We start from the raw sequence: 18137 nt of genomic DNA, 5'->3' as shown, positions 1-18137 counted from the left end.
CTGTAAGACGATCAGCGGGCGTAGTACTCGACGACGAGCTGCTCGTCGCAGATCACCGGGATCTCCTTGCGGTTCGGCTCGCGGTCCAGGCGGAACGCCAGGGCCGGGAGGTTCACCTGGAGGTAGCGCGGGGTCTCGCCGTCGGGGGCGAAGCCACCGGCGCGGGAGACCTCGAACAGCGTCTTGCTGCGGCTGCGCTCGCGGACCATCACGACGTCGTCGGGACGGACGCGGAAGGACGGCTTGTCGACCTTCTGGCCGTTGACCTCGATGTGGCCGTGAACGACCATCTGGCGGGCCTGGTAGATCGTGCGGGCGATGCCCGAACGCAGGACCAGCGCGTCGAGACGGCGCTCGAGCTCGATGATCAGGGCCTCACCGGTCTTGCCCTGGACCTTGGAGGCACGCTCGTAGGCGCGGACGAGCTGACGCTCGGACACGTCGTACTGCGCGCGCAGACGCTGCTTCTCGAGCAGACGGACCTTGTAGTCCGAGTTCTGCTTGCGGCCGCGGCCGTGCTCGCCCGGCGGGTAGGGGCGGGCCTCGAAGTACTTGACGGCCTTCGGGGTCAGCGCGATGCCGAGGGCACGCGACTTCTTGACCTTGGGGCGGGACTGATTCGCCACTTTTTCTCTTTCCGTGATTTCGGCTCACCAGAGTTAAGGGAGGTCGCAATCCGCAGCCCGGGAAACCCCGCGGGTCCTCGGGGGACCTGCTGGGCAGCCGCTCCTGGGTCTGGGCACATACGTGCAGCACGCGAGTGGCCCACCGACCGTTCCCGGAGACCGGGTGGTGGTGGGCTGCCCGCGACACCTTCGACGGTGCGCGACGCTCCTGGAATCCCTCCGTGACGGCAGGGGCTCCGGCTGGATGTCCCGTTCTGGTGGTGCCGACCGGAGCCGGACACGGGACGCAGCGCTTCGCGTCATGTTACAGGGTGGTCAGGACCGCCCTCTACCGAGGTGCTTCCTGGTCCACTCCACCGCGTCCGCGTAGCGCGCCTCGGCGCCGTGCCGGGTCGGTGTGTAGTACTCCCGGTCCTTGAGCTCTTCCGGGGCGTACTGCTGGGCGGCGATGCCCTCGGGCAGGTCGTGCGGATACACATACCCCTGGGCGTGCCCGAGCTTGGCCGCGCCCTTGTAGTGCCCGTCGCGCAGGTGCATCGGCACCGGGCCCGCGTGCCCCTTGCGTACGTCCTCCATCGCGGCGCCGATGGCCATGGTCGCGGCGTTGGACTTCGGGGCCAGGGCGAGGGCGATGGTGGCGTGGCTGAGGGTCAGCGCGGCCTCGGGGAAGCCGATCATGGCGACGGCCTGGGCGGCGGCCACGGCTGTCGGCAGCGCGTTCGGGTCGGCGAGGCCGATGTCCTCGCTGGCGGAGATCATCAGACGGCGGGCGATGAAGCGGGGGTCCTCGCCCGCCTCGATCATCCGGGCCAGGTAGTGCAGTGCGGCGTCCACGTCGGAGCCGCGGATGGACTTGATGAGGGCGCTCGCCACGTCGTAGTGCTGGTCGCCGTCGCGGTCGTACGTCACGGCGGCGCGGTCGACGGTCTCCTCCAGGGTCTGGAGGGTGATCTGCGGCTCGCCCTTGTCGAGCGCCGCGCCGGCGGCGGCCTCCAGGGCGGTCAGGGCGCGCCGGGCGTCTCCCCCGGCGATGCGCAGCAGGTGCCGCTCGGTGTCCTCGGGGAGGGTGACGGCCTCCTTGAGGCCGCGCTCGTCGGTGAGGGCCCGGCGCAGCAGGCCGCGCAGGTCGTCGTCGGTGAGCGGTTCGAGGGTGAGGAGGAGGGAGCGGGACAGGAGCGGGGAGATCACCGAGAAGTACGGGTTCTCGGTCGTGGCGGCGATCAGGGTCACCCAGCGGTTCTCGACGGCCGGGAGCAGGGAGTCCTGCTGGGCCTTGCTGAAGCGGTGGATCTCGTCCAGGAAGAGGACGGTCTCCTTGCCGAAGCCGCCGGTGGCGCGGCGGGCGCCGTCGATGACCGCGCGGACTTCCTTGACGCCCGCGGTGATCGCGGAGAGCTCCACGAAGCGCTTGTTGGTGGCCTTGGAGACGACGTACGCGAGGGTCGTCTTGCCGGTGCCGGGCGGGCCCCAGAGGATCACCGAGGAGGGTCCGGCCGGTCCGCCGTTCCCCTCGCCGACGAGTCTGCGCAGAGGTGAGCCCGGCTTCAGCAGATGCTGCTGGCCCACGACCTCGTCGAGGGTACGCGGGCGCATCCGGACGGCCAGGGGGCTGCTGGACGGGTCCTTCTCCTGGCGTTCTTCTGCTGCGGCGGTGAACAGGTCGGGCTCCACGTCCGAAACCCTATGTCACGCCACTGACAATCCCCGCGGGGCTGTCAGCTGGTCCAGAAGTCCCACCAGCGGGTCAGGATCAGCATCCCGATGATCCCGATGTGCACGACGGGCAGGACCCAGGTGAACTCGCCGAAGAAACTCTTCAGCCAGCGCGGGGCGGGCAGGAAGTCGTTGCGGATGTTCGACGAGGTCACGTACCAGAACATGATGATCGTGGCGACCCAGGCCAGCGAGCACCACAGGCACAGCGAGTTGATCCGGTACAGCGACTGGAACTGCAGCCAGGTGCAGAATCCGACGCCGAAGAGGGTGCCGGCGTTGAAGGTCAGCCAGTACCAGCGCGGGTAGGTGGCCCGCGCGAGCAGGCTCATCCCGACGCAGATCACGATGCCGTACGCGACGAGACCCAGCATCGGGTTGGGGAACCCGAAGGCCGCGGCCTGCTTGCTCTTCATGATGTTGCCGCAGGAGACGACCGGGTTCAGGCTGCATCCCGGCACGAAGTTCGGGTTCTCCAGCAGCTTGAACTTGTCGATCGTGATGACCCACGCGGCGAGCAGACCGGCCGCACCGGTGATCACCAGCAGCACGGCGAAGGCACGGCTGCCGCCGACCGTCCGGGGACCGTCGGAGCGTTCCTGGTCGATGGAGACGTCCTTGACTGTCGTCTTGCTCATCACGCCGTTTCCGTAGTCTCGAAGGGCCTGCGGGCAACCGACATTGTGCCGCACCCAGATGTGTGTCCACCGTTCGATGGACATAAGGAGGTACGCACGGTCGTCCCGGAGCGTTCGCTTCGGCGGCACGCTCGTCGGCATGACAACACACGCGAACGAACTCGCGGTGGACGTACGGGGGCTGCGCAAGCAGTACGGGGACGTGACCGCCGTCGACGGCATCGATCTCGGCATCCGCCGCGGCGAGGTGTTCGGCCTGCTCGGACCCAATGGCGCGGGCAAGAGCACCACGGTGGAGATCCTCCAGGGCAACCGCGGGCGGGACGCGGGCGAGGTGTCCGTGCTCGGCGCGGACCCGGCGACGGGCACACGCGCGTGGCGCTCTCGGGTCGGCATCGTCTGGCAGGACGAATCGGCACCCGCGGAGTTGACGGTCGACGAGACCGTACGGCACTTCGCCCGCTACTACCCGCGGCCCCGCGACCCGCAGGAGGTCATCGGACTCGTCGGTCTGGAGGCGAAGGCGGGCAGCCGCATCAAGACGCTCTCGGGCGGCCAGCGCAGGCGTCTGGACGTGGCGCTCGGGGTGATCGGCGGCCCCGAGCTGCTGCTCCTGGACGAACCGACGACCGGCTTCGACCCGGCCGCCCGCCGCCAGTTCTGGGACCTGATCCGGAAACTGGCCGACGAGGGCACGACCATCCTGCTCACCACGCACTACCTGGAGGAGGCGGAAGCGCTGGCGCACCGGCTCGCGGTCGTCGCGCGGGGCCGCGTCGTCGCGGAAGGCGAACCCGCCGCGCTCCGCGAACGCTTCGGCACCGAGGCGACCGTCGAGTGGACGGAGGCCGACGGCACGACGCGCAGCGAGCGCACGGACACCCCCACGCGCACGGTCGCGGAGCTCACCCGCCGCTTCGACGGCGAGATACCCGGGCTGAGCGTGACCCGCCCGACCCTGGAGGACGTCTACCTCCGCCTGACCGGACAGGAGAACGCGCGATGACCCTGACGACCGTACGCGTACGCGGTGAGGCCTCCTCCGTGCGGCTGCCCGGAGCCTGGGGCCTCGGCCTGCGGCGGGGCGCACTGGAGATCAAGCAGTTCTTCCGTCAGCGCGACCAGGTGGTGTTCACCTTCGCCTTCCCCGTCGTCTTCCTGTTCCTCTTCGCGTCGATCTTCAGCGACGACGTGCGGGGCGCGGGCATCACCGCCTCCCAGCTGTACGTCCCCGCGATGATGGCCGCGGGCATCATGTCCACCAGCTTCCAGTCCCTCGGCATCTCCATCGCCATCGAGCGGGACGAGAAGGTGCTGCGACGGCTGCGCGGCACTCCGATGCCGCCGGCCGCGTACTTCCTGGGCAAGATCTGGCTGGTCCTGGTCACCGGCCTCCTGGAGACGGCGATCCTGCTCGTCGTCGGCACGTCGCTGTACGACGTGAAGCTGCCCTCGGATCCCGCCAAGTGGGCCGATTTCGCCTGGATCTTTGTCCTGGGCCTGACGGCCTGCGCCCTGCTCGGCATCGCGATCAGCTCGGTGCCGAAGACCGGCAAGAGTGCCACGTCCGTCGTCGTACTCCCCTTCCTCGTGCTGCAGTTCATCTCCGGGGTCTACATCGCCATCGACACGATTCCCGACTGGATGCTGAACATCGGCGCCCTGTTCCCGCTGAAGTGGATGTGCCAGGGGCTGCGCGGGGTGTTCCTGCCCGAGTCGGCGAAGGTCCTGGAGCAGGCGGGCGGCTGGGAGTTCGGGCGGATCGCCCTGGTGCTGGGGGCCTGGTGCGTCGGAGGATTGCTGCTGTGTCTGCTGACCTTCCGCTGGAAGAACCGCCGCGACGGATGACCGAACGGATCGCCGGACCCGGCGGCGCGAAGAGCTCGTACACCTGGGACCGCTCCTTCCGGCTCTGGGACTCGTACTTCGCGGTCGTGTGCGTGGCCACCCTGGTGTTCGTGCTCGGCACGGGGCATCCGGGGTGGCCCCTGCGCCTCGTCTCGGCGGCGCTGCTGGTGGCACTGATTCCCTGGTACGTGATGGTGGGGCGGCCCGTTCTCGGCGGCGACCCGCCCGACGAACGCCGGGCCCTCGGCTATCTCGCGGGGGCGATCGTGCTGTTCCTGCCGTCGGGAATCCTCGTCGGTGAGACCCGCCTGATGACCTTCGCGCTCGTCCCCCAGTGCTTCATGGCGCTGCGGCTGCGCTGGGCACTGGCGGCCGTGACGGTCATCAACATCGCGCCGGTGGCGGGTTGGGCGCTGCTGTGGTGGCCGAGCGACCAGGACGTCTTCTTCAACTCGCTCTTCGCCGTGGTCACCCTCGTCTTCTCGGCGGCCGTCGGCAGCTGGACCATCCGCATCATCGAGCAGAGTCAGGAACGGGCCGAGCTGATCGCCGAACTGGACGCCAGCCGTCACGAGCTCTCCCGGCTCTCGTCGGCGCACGGCGCGCTGGCCGAGCGGGAACGGCTCTCCCGGGAGATCCACGACACGCTCGCACAGGGCTTCACCAGCCTGCTGATGCTGGTGCAGGCGGTCGAGGCCGAACTCGACCACGACGTCCCGCAGGCCCGCCGTCATCTGTCCCTGATGGCGGAGACGGCCCGGCAGAACCTCGCCGAGGCGCGGGCCCTGGTCGCCGGGGGCGCGCCCGCCGACCTCGACGGGGCCTCGCTGCCCGACGCGCTGCGCCGGCTGGCCGCGCGCCACGAGGCGACGGTCGACGTCACCGGCCCCGTGCGCGCGCTGCCCGCCGGGCCCGAGGTCGTGGTCCTGCGTTCCTGCCAGGAGGCCCTCGCCAACGCCCGTAAGCACGCGGGGAGTTCGTCGGCGATCGCGGTCGCCCTGACGTACGCCCACGATTCGCTGACGCTCTCCGTACAAGACGACGGCCCCGGCTTCGACCCCACCGCGCCGGTCGGCGGTTACGGTCTGACCGGGTTGCGCGCCCGGGCCGCGGAAGTGGGCGGCAGAGCCCGGGTGCGCAGCGCGCCCGGCGAGGGCACGACCATCACCGTCTGTCTGCCCGTTCCAAGGAGTGACCCGTGATCCGCATCGTCCTGGCCGACGACCACCCCGTCGTACGGGAAGGGCTGCGCGCGATGCTCAGTGCCGAGCCCGACCTCGATGTGATCGCCGATGCGTCGAACGGGCCGCAGGCGGAGGCGCTGGCGGCCGAACTCCGGCCGGACATCGTCCTGATGGACCTGCGGATGCCGGGGGGCGGGGGTGTCGACTCGATCGTGCGGATGACGGAGGCGGGGTTGGGCTGCCGGGTCATCGTGCTGACGACGTACGAGACGGACCGGGACATTCTGCGGGCGGTCGAGGCCGGAGCCGCGGGCTATCTCCTCAAGGACCTCCCTCGCGCCGAACTCGCCGACGCCGTCCGCTCCGCCGCGCGCGGCGAGACCGTGCTGGCCCCGTCCGTCGCCGCCCGGCTCGTCGACCAGCTCCGTACGAAGCCGGAGAGGCCGAGGTTGTCCGACCGTGAGACGGCGGTGCTGCGGCTGGTGGCGGAGGGCTGCACCAACGCCGAGATCGGGCGCCGCCTGTTCATCGGTGAGTCCACCGTGAAGACCCACCTGCTGCGGGCCTTCACCAAACTGGGGGTGGACGACCGAACCGCGGCGGTGACGAGCGCGATGCGCTTCGGTCTCCTGGACTGACCCCCGCCCCCAGGGTTTCGGGGGCGGGGGACTGTAGACATATGCGGCTCCACCGTGTGGGCGCGCCCGGCCCCCGCCGCCCGCGGCCGAGGACCCGGTCCTCAGCCCAGGCGCGTCTCGAGCTCCGCCACGATCTCGTTCACCCCGACCGCCACCTGCTCACCGGACTCCATGTCCTTGAGCTGCACCACACCCTCGGCGAGATCCCGCTCACCGGCGACGATCGCGTACCGCGCCCCCGACCGGTTCGCGTTCTTCATCGCCCCCTTGAGCCCCTTGGACCCGTAGGAGAAGTCGGCGGCGATACCGAGCTTGCGCAGCTCGGTCATCTTGGCGAAGAGCACCCGACGGGCCTCCTCACCGAGCGGAACGGCGAACACGCTCGTGGCCGCGGGGAGTTCGAGCGAGACACCCTCCGCCTCCAGGGCGAGCACCGTGCGGTCGACACCGAGCGCCCAGCCCACCGAAGGCAGTGCGGGACCGCCGATCATCTCCGACAGCCCGTCGTAGCGCCCGCCGCCGCCCACCGCGGACTGGGAGCCCAGACCGTCGTGGACGAACTCGAAGGTGGTCCGCGTGTAGTAGTCCAGGCCGCGCACCAGCTTGGGGTCGTCCTCGAAGGCGACCCCCGCCTCCGTGATCAGCTCGCGCACCTCCTCGTGGTACGCCTTGCACGCGTCGCAGAGGTAGTCACGGAGCAACGGCGCGCCCACCAGCTGCTTCTGCACGTCGTCGCGCTTGTCGTCGAGGACCCGGAGGGGGTTGATCTCGGCGCGGCGCAGCGTGTCCTCGTCCAGGTCGAGGCCGCGCAGGAAGTCCTGCAGTGCCGCCCGGTACACCGGACGGCACTCCTGGTCGCCCAGGGAGTTCAGCAGGATGCGGAAGTCCCGCAGCCCAAGGGACCGGTACGCCTGGTCCGCCAGGATGATCAGCTCGGCGTCGAGCGCCGGATCCTCCGCACCGATCGCCTCGGCGCCGACCTGCGAGAAGTGGCGGTAACGGCCCTTCTGGGGACGCTCGTAGCGGTAGTAGGAGCCCGAGTACCAGAGCTTGACGGGGAGGTTGCCGGCCTTGTGCAGGTTGGCCTCCAGCGCGGCGCGCAGTACGGAGGCCGTGCCCTCGGGGCGCAGGGCGAGCTGGTCGCCGCCCTTGGTCTCGAAGGCGTACATCTCCTTGGTCACGATGTCGGTGGACTCACCGACACCGCGCGCGAAGAGCTCGACGTTCTCGAAGCCGGGCGTCTCGATGTAGCCGTAGCCGGAGTTGCGCAGCGGCGCGGCGATCGCCTCGCGCACGGCGAGGTACTTGGCGCTCTCCGGCGGGATCAGGTCGTACGTGCCCTTGGGGGCCTTGAAGGTGCTCACGAAAGTCTCTCGTCACATTCCTCGTCGGGGAGCGGGTTCGGCGCCGCGCCCTTGGCGGTCCGCCGCCACCTGCCGCAGATACGGGTTGGTGGCGCGCTCCTGGCCGATGGTCGTCTGGGGGCCGTGGCCGGACAGCACCACGGTCGAGTCGTCGAGCGGCAGGCACACACGGGCCAGCGAGCCGAGCATCTCGTCCATGTCACCGCCGGGCAGGTCGGTGCGTCCGATGGAGCCGGCGAAGAGCAGATCGCCCGAGAAGAAGACCGACGGAATGTCCGTTCCGTCACGGGCTTCGGGCATCTGGAAGGTCACCGACCCCTTCGTATGGCCGGGCGCGTGCGCGACGGACAGCTCCAGACCGGCCAGCTCCAGCCGCGTGCCGTCGGTGAGCGTCCGCACGTCGTCCGGCTCCCCCACGGTCAGCTCGCCCATCAGCGGCATGCCGATGGACCGGCCGAGCGCCCGCTCCGGGTCGCTCATCATGTACCGGTCGTCGGGGTGGATCCAGGCCGGTACGTCGTGGGCACCGCAGACGGGCACGACCGAGGCCACATGGTCGATGTGGCCGTGGGTGAGGACGACGGCGACGGGCTTGAGCCGATGCTTCTTGAGTGCGTCCTCGACTCCCTGGGCGGCCTGGTGGCCCGGGTCGATGATCACGCACTCCTCACCGGCGGCGGGGGCGACCAGGTAACAGTTGGTGCCCCAGGCCCCGGCGGGGAACCCGGCAATGAGCACGATCGTCCTTCGTGGTGGCGTACGCGTGATGCCGTACGGGGTGGGTGGCTGTGGATCAGAGCCTACCGGCGCTGCCGATTCCTCAGCTAACCCATATACGGTACGGGGCACACGCAGGCGGTCGGCTCACAAGACGCACGCGTCCCACTTGACGTACGAGACGCATGAGGAGATAACCCGGTGGTCACCCAGGAACAGCGGCGGCGTCAGCTCGCCCGGGAGAAGTTCTTGCGGCAGCAGCAGCGGCGTACGGCCGCGCGGCGCAAGTCACACATGCGCAATACGGTGGTCGCGTCGGTCCTCGGCGTGGTCGTCGTCGGCGGTGTGGTGTCGTACGCGACCGGGCTCTTCAAGAACGACGACAAGAAGGCCAACGCGGGCGCGGAGGTCACGCCGAGCGCCTCCCCGACCAGCAAGGCGCCGGACCCGTGCGCCAAGCCCGCCGAAGGCGCGGTGAAGTCGCTGAGCTGGAAGACGGAGCCGGCGATGGCCATCGACAAGTCGGCGGGCTACACGATGAAGCTGGCGACGACCTGCGGCGACATAGACGTCGCGCTGAAGACGGCCGCGGCCCCGCACACGGTGAACTCGTTCGACTTCCTCGCGGGCAAGGGGTTCTTCGACCACACCAAGTGCCACCGGCTCACCACGAACGGCATCTACGTGCTCCAGTGCGGTGACCCGAAGGGCACCGGCAGCGGCGGTCCCGGGTACACGATCCCGGACGAGAACCTGAAGGACACCAGCCTCAAGGGCGGCATCTACCCGGCGGGCACGATCGCGATGGCCAACACGGGCCAGAAGCACACCGGTGGCAGCCAGTTCTTCCTGGTGTACCAGGACAGTCAGCTACCGGCCAGCTACACACCGTTCGGAACTATTTCCAAGTCCGGCCTCACGGTCCTCAAGAAGATCGCCGCGGCCGGAGAGAGCACAGGCCAGGGCGACGGGGCGCCCAACGCGACGGTCGTGATCAACAAACTGACCGTGACGAAATCCTGACCGTCAACTGCGAAATTTCGGTCGTGCTGGATGCGGACAGCCGCCGGGCTGGTCGCCTATGTTGGCCGTGACGAAACTGTGGACGATGCCCGGGGGCGCTGAAGCCCCTTGCAGGCATCATGTGGAGGAGGCGCTGTGAGCAGCGACCCGTGGGGCCGCGTCGACGAGACGGGGACCGTGTACGTGCGTACGGCCGACGGCGAGCAGGTCGTCGGTTCCTGGCAGGCCGGCTCCCCTGATGAGGCGCTGGCCTACTTCGAGCGCAAGTACGAAGGCCTGGTTGTCGAGATCGGCCTCCTCGAGCGACGAGTGAAAACCACCGACCTGTCGGCGAAGGACGCCCAGATCGCGATCGACCATATTCGCGAACAGGTGGTCGCCCACCACGCGGTCGGCGATCTGGAGGCGCTGAAGAAGCGGCTGGACAAGCTCGTCGAGACGGTCGACGCGCGCCGTGAGGAGCGCAAGGTCCAGCGTGCGAAACAGTCCGACGAGGCGCGGCACGCCAAGGAAGCGCTGGTCGTCGAGGCGGAGGAGCTGGCGCAGAGCGACCAGTGGCGGGCGGCCGGTGAGCGGCTGCGCTCCCTGGTGGACACCTGGAAGGGGCTGCCGCGACTCGACCGCAAGTCGGACGACGAGCTGTGGCACCGCTTCTCGCACGCGCGCTCGGCGTTCTCCAAGCGCCGCAAGGCGCACTTCGCCTCGCTGGACGCGCAGCGCGAGGACGCCCGCAAGCTCAAGGAGAAGCTGGTCGCGGAGGCCGAGTCGCTGTCCGCCTCCACGGACTGGGGTCCGACGGCGGCGCGTTACCGCGAGCTGATGGCGGACTGGAAGGCCGCGGGCCGCGCGCAGCGTGAGCACGAGGACGACCTGTGGAACCGCTTCCGCGGCGCCCAGGACGTGTTCTTCGCGGCGCGCAGCTCGGTCTTCGCCGAGCGGGACGCCGAGCAGTCGGAGAACCTGAAACTCAAGGAGGAGCTGGCCGAGGAGGCCGAGAAGCTCGTCCCGGTGCAGGACCTGAAGGCCGCCCGCGCCGCCTTCCGTTCCATCAACGAGCGCTGGGAGGCCATCGGCCACGTGCCCCGCGACGCCCGCCCGAAGGTCGAGGGCCGGATGCACGCGGTGGAGCGGGCCCTGCAGGAGTCCGAGGAGGCCGAGTGGCGCCGGACCAACCCGGAGGCACGCGCGCGTGCCGAGGGTCTGACCGGTCAGCTGCAGGCCGCCGTGGACAAGCTCCAGGGCCAGATCGAGACGGCGCGCGCCGCGGACAACGCTTCGCGGGCCGACAAACTCCAGAAGGAGCTCGAGGGCCGTCAGGCGCTGCTGGACCAGGCGTTGAAGGGTCTCCAGGAGTTCGGCGGCTGAGGCTGCCGAGGCGGCTGGGTTTTCCCGCCACTACGTAGAGGGGCTCCCGTACGGTGCGTACGGGAGCCCCTCTACGTAGTGGCCCGTCGACGGCGTCCGGGCCTCGGACCTCAGGACCCGTCGGAGGGCCTGCGCGCCGAGGTCACCCGGTACACGTCGTACACGCCCTCCACGCCCCTGACCGCCTTCAGGACGTGTCCCAGGTGCTTGGGGTCGCCCATCTCGAAGGTGAAGCGAGAGGTGGCGACGCGGTCGCGGGAGGTCTGGACGGCCGCGGACAGGATGTTGACGTGCTGGTCGGACAGGACGCGGGTGACGTCCGACAGGAGCCGGGAGCGGTCCAGGGCCTCGACCTGGATGGCCACCAGGAAGACCGAGGACTGGGTGGGCGCCCACTCGACCTCGAGGATGCGCTCCGGCTCGCGGGAAAGCGAGTCGACGTTGACGCAGTCGCTGCGGTGCACCGACACGCCGCTGCCGCGGGTCACGAAGCCGATGATCGGGTCGCCCGGGACGGGCGTACAACAGCGGGCGAGCTTGACCCACACGTCGTCGACGCCCTTGACGACGACACCCGGGTCGGCGTTGGAGCGGCGCTTGCGGCCACGCCCGCGCGCGGGCGGAACGCTCTCGTCGATCTCCTCGGTGGCCGCCTCCTCGCCGCCGAGGGCCTGCACCAGCTTCTGCACGACGCTCTGCGCGGTGACATGGCCCTCGCCGATCGCCGCGTACAGCGAGGAGATGTCGGGGTAGCGCATCTCGTGCGCGAGGGTGACCAGGGAGTCGCCGGTGAGGATGCGCTGGATCGGCAGGTTCTGCTTGCGCATCGCCCGGGCGATGGCGTCCTTGCCCTGCTCGATCGCCTCGTCGCGGCGCTCCTTGGAGAACCAGGCGCGGATCTTGTTGCGGGCGCGCGGGGACTTCACGAAGCCCAGCCAGTCGCGGGAGGGGCCCGCACCGGCCGCCTTGGAGGTGAAGACCTCCACCAAGTCGCCGTTGTCCAGGGTGGATTCGAGCGGGACGAGGCGTCCGTTGACTCGTGCGCCTATCGTCCGGTGGCCGACCTCCGTGTGGACCGCGTACGCGAAGTCCACCGGTGTCGCGCCGGCCGGGAGCGCTATGACGTCACCCTTGGGCGTGAAGACGAAGACCTCGTTGCGGGACAGGTCGAAGCGCAGGGACTCCAGGAACTCGCTCGGGTCCTCGGTCTCCTTCTGCCAGTCGAGCAACTGGCGCAGCCACGCCATGTCGTTGACGGTGTCCTGCCCCGCGCTGCCCTTGGCCGCCCGGGGGACGTCCGTACGGATCTTGGAGGAACCGGCGACGGTCTCCTGCTTGTACTTCCAGTGCGCGGCGATGCCGTACTCGGCACGGCGGTGCATGTCGAACGTGCGGATCTGGAGTTCGACCGGCTTGCCGTTGGGCCCGATGACCGTCGTGTGCAGCGACTGGTACATGTTGAACTTGGGCATCGCGATGTAGTCCTTGAACCGGCCGGGGACCGGGTTCCATCGCGCGTGCACGGTGCCGAGGGCCGCGTAGCAGTCGCGGACGGTGTCCACGAGGACGCGGATGCCCACCAGGTCGTAGATCTCCGCGAAGTCACGGCCTCGCACGATCATCTTCTGGTAGACGGAGTAGTAGTGCTTCGGGCGGCCGGTGACCGTCGCCTTGATGCGGGCGGCGCGCAGGTCGGCCTGGACCTCGTCGGTCACTATGGCGAGGTATTCGTCGCGCTTGGGGGCGCGCTCGGCGACCAGCCGCACGATCTCGTCGTACATCTTGGGGTAGAGGATCGCGAACGCGAGGTCCTCCAGCTCCCACTTGATGGTGTTCATGCCCAGGCGGTGGGCGAGCGGCGCGTAGATCTCCAGGGTCTCGCGCGCCTTCTTCTCCTGCTTCTCGCGCTTGAGGTAGCGCATGGTGCGCATGTTGTGCAGGCGGTCGGCGAGCTTGATGACCAGGACGCGGGGGTCCTTGGCCATGGCGACGACCATCTTGCGGACGGTCTCGGCCTGCGCGGCCTCACCGAACTTGACCTTGTCGAGCTTGGTGACGCCGTCGACGAGCAGGGCGACCTGGTCGCCGAAGTCGCGCTTGAGCGTGTCCAGGCCGTACTCGGTGTCCTCGACGGTGTCGTGCAGGAGACCGGCCATCAGCGTGGCGGGGTCCATGCCCAGTTCAGCGAGGATCGTCGTGACGGCGAGCGGGTGCGTGATGTACGGGTCGCCGCTCTTGCGCTTCTGACCGCGGTGCCAGCGCTCGGCGACCTGGTAGGCCTTCTCGATCTGTCGCAGCGTCGACGTCTCGATCTTCGGGTCGTTGCTGCGCACTATCCGCAGCAGCGGCTCCAGCACCGGGTTGTACGGGTTCGAGCGCTGCACGCCGAGCCGGGCCAGGCGGGCGCGGACGCGGTTGGATGAGGAGCTGGGGCGGCCGGACGGGGCGGCCGCGGAACGGACCGCCGGCGTCTTCGCGGGGCGCTCGGAAGGGGCCGGCTTGGGGCGTGGCTGCTCTGCCGCCTTGCCGTCGGGCGCCGCCTGGGCGTGCTCGACCGGCCCGCTCGTGGCGTTCTTGGCGGGCGTCGCCGCGGGGGCCGAGGCAGGCTCGGGCTTGGCGGCGGTGAGTGGCTGGGCCTCGTCTGGCAAGAGGGCTCCTCGTGCGCGTTCCGGGTCCCCCGGTCAGGCTCCGGAAACCCCATGGTAGCGATCCTGGGCGCCGGGCTCGCTTTCGGCCGCTGGGGCGACCTCGTACAGGAGGAACGCGAGAGGCGGGCTCCGGATTCCTCCGGGCCCGCCTCCACGGTGTCCTACGGGTGTCTCAGGGCCTTTCCAGGCCTTGCCCGGGGGTTTCCCCCAGGTGTCGCGAACGCGGCCCTCAGACCTTGAGGAGCGCCTCCAGCGGAGCGCCCGCGAGAGCCGGCTCCAGACGGCCGCGGCCGCCGAGGAACCCGAGCTCCATCAGCACGGCGACGCCCGCGACCTCGGCGCCCGCCCGGCGGATGAGCTGGAGCGAGGCCTCGGCGGTGCCGCCGGTGGCGAGGACGTCGTCGACGACCAGGACGCGGTCGGCCGCGCTCAGGTCCTCGGCGTGCACCTCGATCTCGGCCGAGCCGTACTCCAGGTCGTACGCCTGCGACAGGGTCGCTCCGGGGAGCTTGCCCGCCTTGCGCACGGGGATGAAGCCGATCCCGGCGCGGACGGCGACCGGGGCGCCGAGGATGAACCCACGGGCCTCCAGACCGACGATCTTCGTGGCCTCGGCGCGCACGGCGATCTCCGCCAGAGCGTCGGTGAGCGCCGTGAAGGCCGCCGGGTCCGCCAGGAGCGGGGTGATGTCCTTGAACATCACACCCGGCTCCGGGTAGTCGACCACGTCGCGGATACGGCTGAGCAGCAGCGTCGTGATGTCCGTGAGCTCGGTCATCGGCGCTTCCCCGAGGGTCGGCCGCGACCGCGGTTGCGGGACGCGGGCTGATTGCGCGGGCCGACGACCATGGGCCCGTCGTCCTCCGGCTCGTCGTCCAGCATCACGTCGGAGACCTCGGTCTCCAGGGGCTCGCCCTTGGCGGCGGCCTGCGCCCGCTTGGCGAGGACGCGCTTCCTGAGGGCCTTCATCTGCGGCTCGCGCTCCTTGAGGTCGGCGACGAGCGGCGTGGCGATGAAGATCGAGGAGTACGCACCGGCCGCGAGGCCGACGAACAGCGACAGCGAGATGTCGTTGAGCATGCCCGCGCCGAGGACACCGCCACCGATGAACAGCAGGCCGGCGACCGGCAGCAGCGCGACCACCGTGGTGTTGATCGAACGGACCAGGGTGCCGTTGATCGAGCGGTCGGCGATCTCGCTGTACGTGTAGCGGGTCTGCTTGGTGATGTCCTTCGTCTGCTCCTTGAGGCTGTCGAAGACGACGACCGTGTCGTAGAGCGAGTAACCGAGGATGGTGAGCAGACCGATCACGGTGCCCGGGGTGACCTCGAAGCCGACCAGGGCGTAGATGCCGACCGTGATCGTGATGTCGTGGATCAGGGCCACGAGCGCGGCCACGGCCATGCGCCACTCGAACGCGATCGCCAGGTAGATCACGACGAGGACCATGAAGATCGCCAGGCCCTCCCAGGCCTTGTTGGCGATCTGGTCACCCCAGCTGGGGCCGACCAGGTCCGCGTTGATCGACTCCGCGTTGACGTTCAGGTCCTTGGCGAGGTCGTCCTTGATCTTGTCGGACTTGTCCGTGTCGATGCCGGCGACCTGGATGCGCAGTCCGCCGTTGCCGAGCTTCTGGACGACCGCGTCGTGGCCGGACGAGTCCTGCGCGTAGGTCTCGGCCTGCGCCACCGAGACGCTGGTCTTCCCGGTGGTGAAGACGGCCCCGCCCTGGAACTCGATGCCCATGTTCAGGCCGCGCACCGTCAGGCCGAGGATGGCCGTGATGGTGATCAGGATCGAGATGCCGTACCAGATCTTGCGCTTGCCGACGAAGTCGTAGCCGATCTCGCCGCGGTGGAGCCGGGCGCCGAGGGTGCCGAGTTTCGACATCTCACGCCTCCTTCGGGTCGACGGGGGCGGAGGGACGGCGCGTACGGCGCAGCGGTGGTTTGGCGCCCAGGGCCTTGGGGTCGAGGCCGGACCACTTGTGGCCGCTCGCGTAGAACTTTCGGCGGGCGAGGAGCGTCATCAGCGGCTTGGTGAAGAAGAACACGACGACCACGTCGAGCACCGTGGTCAGACCGAGTGTGAACGCGAAGCCCTGGACCTTGCCGACGGTGACGATGAAGAGCACCGCGGCGGCGAGGAACGACACGAAGTCGGAGACCAGGATGGTGCGCCGGGCGCGCGGCCAGGCACGCTCGACGGCCGGGCGCAGGGAGCGGCCCTCGCGGATCTCGTCCCGGATGCGTTCGAAGAACACGATGAACGAGTCCGCTGTGATTCCGATCGCGACGATCGCACCACAGACCGCAGGCAGGTTCAGCGCGAAGCCGATGGTGGGGCCGAGGAGCGCCATGATCACGTACGTGAGGGCACCCGAGACCAGCAGGGAGGGGATGGCGATGATCGACAGGCCCCGGTAGTAGACCACCAGGTAGATCACGACCAGGCCGAGGCCGATGGCGCCCGCGATCAGACCGGCGTGCAGCTGCTCGCCGCCGAGTGCGGCCGTCACCGTGGTGACGCTCGACTCCTTGAAGGTCAGCGGCAGCGCGCCGTACTTCAGCATGTTCGCCAGGCTCTGCGCCTCGGTCTGGTCGAAGCTGCCGGAGATCTCCGCGTTGCCGCCGGTCAGCGCCTGCTGGACGAACGGGTCGGAGACAACATCACCGTCGAGGACGATCGCGAACTGGTTCTGCGGGGACTGGTTCTTCGCGAGCTTGCCGGTGATGTCGGCGAACTTCTTGGAGCCACCGGAGGTGAACTCCATGGTGACCTTCCAGCCCGCCGCGCTCTGGGTGTCGAAGACGGCCGAGGCGCTCTTGATGTCCGTGCCCGAGACCTCGGCGGGACCGAGGACGTACTTCTGCCACTGGCCCGAGGAGTTCTTGCCGCAGGCCACGGTGGGGTCGGTGGCCTTGGAGCCTTCGCCGGCCTTGGCGCGCTGCTCCTTGTCCGCACAGTTGAGCGCCGTGTACTGAGCCTCGAGCTTGGAGGCCGCGGCACTGGCGCTCGCGCTGCTGGTCGCCGACGGCGAGGCGCTGGAGGAGGCCGAGGGGCTGGCCGAGGAGCTCGCGGAGCTGCTCGCGGACGGCGTGGAGTCCGCCTTCAGGGCGTCGGTGACGGCACGGCCCTGAGAAGTGGTGGAGGACGTCGGGCTCGCGGAGCTCGACGAAGTCGCCTTGTCGGTGGCCTTGTCCGTGGCCTTCGAGGAGGAACTGCTCGAGGCGCTGGGCGACGGGCTGGCCGTCGCGGCCGAACCGGAGACCTCGGTGGCCAGGACCGGACGGAAGTAGAGCTTGGCGGTGGTGCCGACCTGGTCCCGGGCCTCCTTGGAGTTCGTGCCCTTGGGGATGTTGACAATGATGTTGTCGGATCCCTGGGTCTGCACCTCGGCCTCAGAAACGCCGAGACCGTTGACACGGCGGTTCATGATGTCGACCGCGGTGTTCATGTTGGTCTTGTTGATCGCGTTCGGCTGGCCCGGCTCGTTCTTCGCCGTGAGCGTGATGCTCGTGCCGCCGGCGAGGTCGATGCCGAGACGCGGGGTGGGATGCCCGGAGAGGAACATCCCCCCCGTGAGCGCCGCGATGGCGATCAGGATGAAGGCCAGCGAGCGCCCCGGCCTGCTCTGGGCGCTCGCGCTCCGGCCCTTCTTCGGTGCTGCCACCTTCTCGTTCTCCCTCTCGGGCCGCCGTGCGCGGGGTCAGCGCGGGGGCGGCCATGACATGGTGTCGGGATTCCGTGCGAAAACGCAGGTCCCGGAGGTGCGGAGCGCAAGCGGATCGCGCCGCGTCCCCGGGGCGTGACTACTTCGCGTCGGACTCGCCGTCGGTCTTCTTCGGCTCTGCTTCGTCGGCCTCGTCGGCCTTCGCCTCGGCGGGCTTGTCGGACGGCTCGGCGGCCACGTCCTTCTTGCCGAGGTCGATGGGCTTGTCGTCGGAGGCGTCGGAAGAGGCGTCGGCGGCGGGCTCGTCGGTCTCGGTGAGGGAGGAGGCGTCGTCGGGAACGACCGACCCGTCCGCGTCCAGGTCGTGCTCGATGCCGTGGACGATGCGGTTGTACTCGTCGTCGGTGAGCACGGCGCCGATCGCGTTCTTCGCAAACAGCAGGTCGACGCCCGGGCCGGCGTCAAGGAGGACCGAGTCCTCGTTGACCTCCTTGACAGTGGCGTACATGCCACCGATCGTGCGCACGCCGGAGCCGGGCTGCATCTCATTGCGCATGGAAGCCGCCGACTGCTGCTTCTTCTTGGCCGACCGGGTCATCAGGAACATGGCCCCGATGAGCACGATGAACGGGAGGAGGGTCACGAGACTCACGGGACGGAACTTCCTTCTTCGACCGCGATGGTGAGCGGCCTGCTGGAT

General features: G+C 69.4%; 16 protein-coding genes. 6 read left to right on the top strand and 10 right to left on the bottom strand.

What is annotated here, in order from left to right:
* Positions 1 to 11 precede the first annotated feature (11 nt).
* From rpsD to ACIRA5_RS27930, 3 genes are all read right to left on the bottom strand, one after another.
* On the bottom strand, positions 12 to 626 hold the full coding sequence (gene rpsD / locus ACIRA5_RS27940; protein WP_054233962.1) for a 30S ribosomal protein S4: 615 nt from the start codon (positions 624 to 626) through the stop codon (positions 12 to 14).
* A 315-nt stretch (positions 627 to 941) separates the two neighbouring features.
* The gene (locus ACIRA5_RS27935) at positions 942 to 2297 is read right to left on the bottom strand and encodes a replication-associated recombination protein A (RefSeq protein WP_403694876.1); all 1356 of its coding nucleotides are present in this window, start codon (positions 2295 to 2297) and stop codon (positions 942 to 944) included.
* A 44-nt stretch (positions 2298 to 2341) separates the two neighbouring features.
* Entirely contained in the window at positions 2342 to 2977 is a 636-nt protein-coding gene (locus tag ACIRA5_RS27930) for a vitamin K epoxide reductase family protein (protein WP_403694873.1), read from the bottom strand.
* Between the two features lie 139 nt (positions 2978 to 3116).
* Between ACIRA5_RS27930 and ACIRA5_RS27925 the strand changes: the two genes are divergently transcribed.
* The 4 genes from ACIRA5_RS27925 to ACIRA5_RS27910 are packed head-to-tail and all read left to right on the top strand — an operon-like array spanning position 3117 to position 6647.
* Positions 3117 to 3983 carry an ABC transporter ATP-binding protein gene (locus ACIRA5_RS27925; RefSeq protein WP_403694871.1) on the top strand — a complete coding sequence of 289 codons (867 nt, stop codon included), beginning with the start codon at positions 3117 to 3119 and terminating at the stop codon, positions 3981 to 3983.
* Positions 3980 to 4825 carry an ABC transporter permease gene (locus ACIRA5_RS27920; protein WP_403694869.1) on the top strand — a complete coding sequence of 282 codons (846 nt, stop codon included), beginning with the start codon at positions 3980 to 3982 and terminating at the stop codon, positions 4823 to 4825. Before ACIRA5_RS27925 ends, ACIRA5_RS27920 begins: the two co-directional genes overlap by 4 nt.
* Positions 4822 to 6027, top strand: a complete 1206-nt coding sequence (locus tag ACIRA5_RS27915; protein WP_403694867.1) for a sensor histidine kinase — start codon at positions 4822 to 4824, stop codon at positions 6025 to 6027. Before ACIRA5_RS27920 ends, ACIRA5_RS27915 begins: the two co-directional genes overlap by 4 nt.
* Positions 6024 to 6647, top strand: coding sequence for a response regulator (locus ACIRA5_RS27910; RefSeq protein ID WP_403694864.1), 624 nt, complete (start codon positions 6024 to 6026; stop codon positions 6645 to 6647). The genes ACIRA5_RS27915 and ACIRA5_RS27910 overlap by 4 nt, the downstream gene beginning before the upstream one ends.
* 101 nt (positions 6648 to 6748) lie before the next feature.
* Here the strand turns inward: ACIRA5_RS27910 and hisS are convergent, their stop codons facing one another.
* Together hisS and ACIRA5_RS27900 are read right to left on the bottom strand one after the other, a co-directional pair.
* The gene (gene hisS / locus ACIRA5_RS27905; RefSeq protein ID WP_075027560.1) at positions 6749 to 8011 is read right to left on the bottom strand and encodes a histidine--tRNA ligase; all 1263 of its coding nucleotides are present in this window, start codon (positions 8009 to 8011) and stop codon (positions 6749 to 6751) included.
* Positions 8012 to 8023: 12 nt separating this feature from the next.
* A complete protein-coding gene (locus ACIRA5_RS27900; RefSeq protein WP_352047909.1) occupies positions 8024 to 8749 on the bottom strand; it encodes an MBL fold metallo-hydrolase in 726 nt (241 codons plus the stop codon).
* 180 nt (positions 8750 to 8929) lie between these two features.
* Here ACIRA5_RS27900 and ACIRA5_RS27895 point away from each other — a divergent pair, with 180 nt between their 5' ends.
* Together ACIRA5_RS27895 and ACIRA5_RS27890 are read left to right on the top strand one after the other, a co-directional pair.
* The gene (locus tag ACIRA5_RS27895) at positions 8930 to 9751 is read left to right on the top strand and encodes a peptidylprolyl isomerase (protein ID WP_352047910.1); all 822 of its coding nucleotides are present in this window, start codon (positions 8930 to 8932) and stop codon (positions 9749 to 9751) included.
* A gap of 135 nt (positions 9752 to 9886) precedes the next feature.
* Positions 9887 to 11116, top strand: a complete 1230-nt coding sequence (locus ACIRA5_RS27890; RefSeq protein ID WP_403694861.1) for a DUF349 domain-containing protein — start codon at positions 9887 to 9889, stop codon at positions 11114 to 11116.
* A 110-nt stretch (positions 11117 to 11226) separates the two neighbouring features.
* Here the strand turns inward: ACIRA5_RS27890 and ACIRA5_RS27885 are convergent, their stop codons facing one another.
* From ACIRA5_RS27885 to yajC, 5 genes are all read right to left on the bottom strand, one after another.
* Positions 11227 to 13764: a RelA/SpoT family protein gene (locus tag ACIRA5_RS27885; protein ID WP_403694859.1), complete on the bottom strand. Its 2538-nt coding sequence runs from the start codon at positions 13762 to 13764 to the stop codon at positions 11227 to 11229.
* Between the two features lie 229 nt (positions 13765 to 13993).
* Positions 13994 to 14542 carry an adenine phosphoribosyltransferase gene (locus tag ACIRA5_RS27880; protein ID WP_403694857.1) on the bottom strand — a complete coding sequence of 183 codons (549 nt, stop codon included), beginning with the start codon at positions 14540 to 14542 and terminating at the stop codon, positions 13994 to 13996.
* Complete coding sequence (gene secF, locus ACIRA5_RS27875) at positions 14539 to 15654, bottom strand: protein translocase subunit SecF (RefSeq protein WP_352047914.1); 1116 nt, start codon at positions 15652 to 15654, stop codon at positions 14539 to 14541. The genes ACIRA5_RS27880 and secF overlap by 4 nt, the downstream gene beginning before the upstream one ends.
* A gap of 1 nt (position 15655) precedes the next feature.
* Positions 15656 to 17437, bottom strand: a complete 1782-nt coding sequence (secD, locus tag ACIRA5_RS27870; RefSeq protein ID WP_403694855.1) for a protein translocase subunit SecD — start codon at positions 17435 to 17437, stop codon at positions 15656 to 15658.
* 139 nt (positions 17438 to 17576) lie between these two features.
* Positions 17577 to 18089 (bottom strand): preprotein translocase subunit YajC, encoded by a 513-nt coding sequence (gene yajC / locus ACIRA5_RS27865; RefSeq protein WP_403694853.1) that lies wholly within the window; start codon positions 18087 to 18089, stop codon positions 17577 to 17579.
* Positions 18090 to 18137: the final 48 nt, after the last annotated feature.

Source organism: Streptomyces sp. NPDC096311, assembly GCF_044763085.1.
Taxonomy (GTDB): domain Bacteria; phylum Actinomycetota; class Actinomycetes; order Streptomycetales; family Streptomycetaceae; genus Streptomyces.
This window is presented reverse-complemented; position numbering and strand designations above follow the sequence as displayed.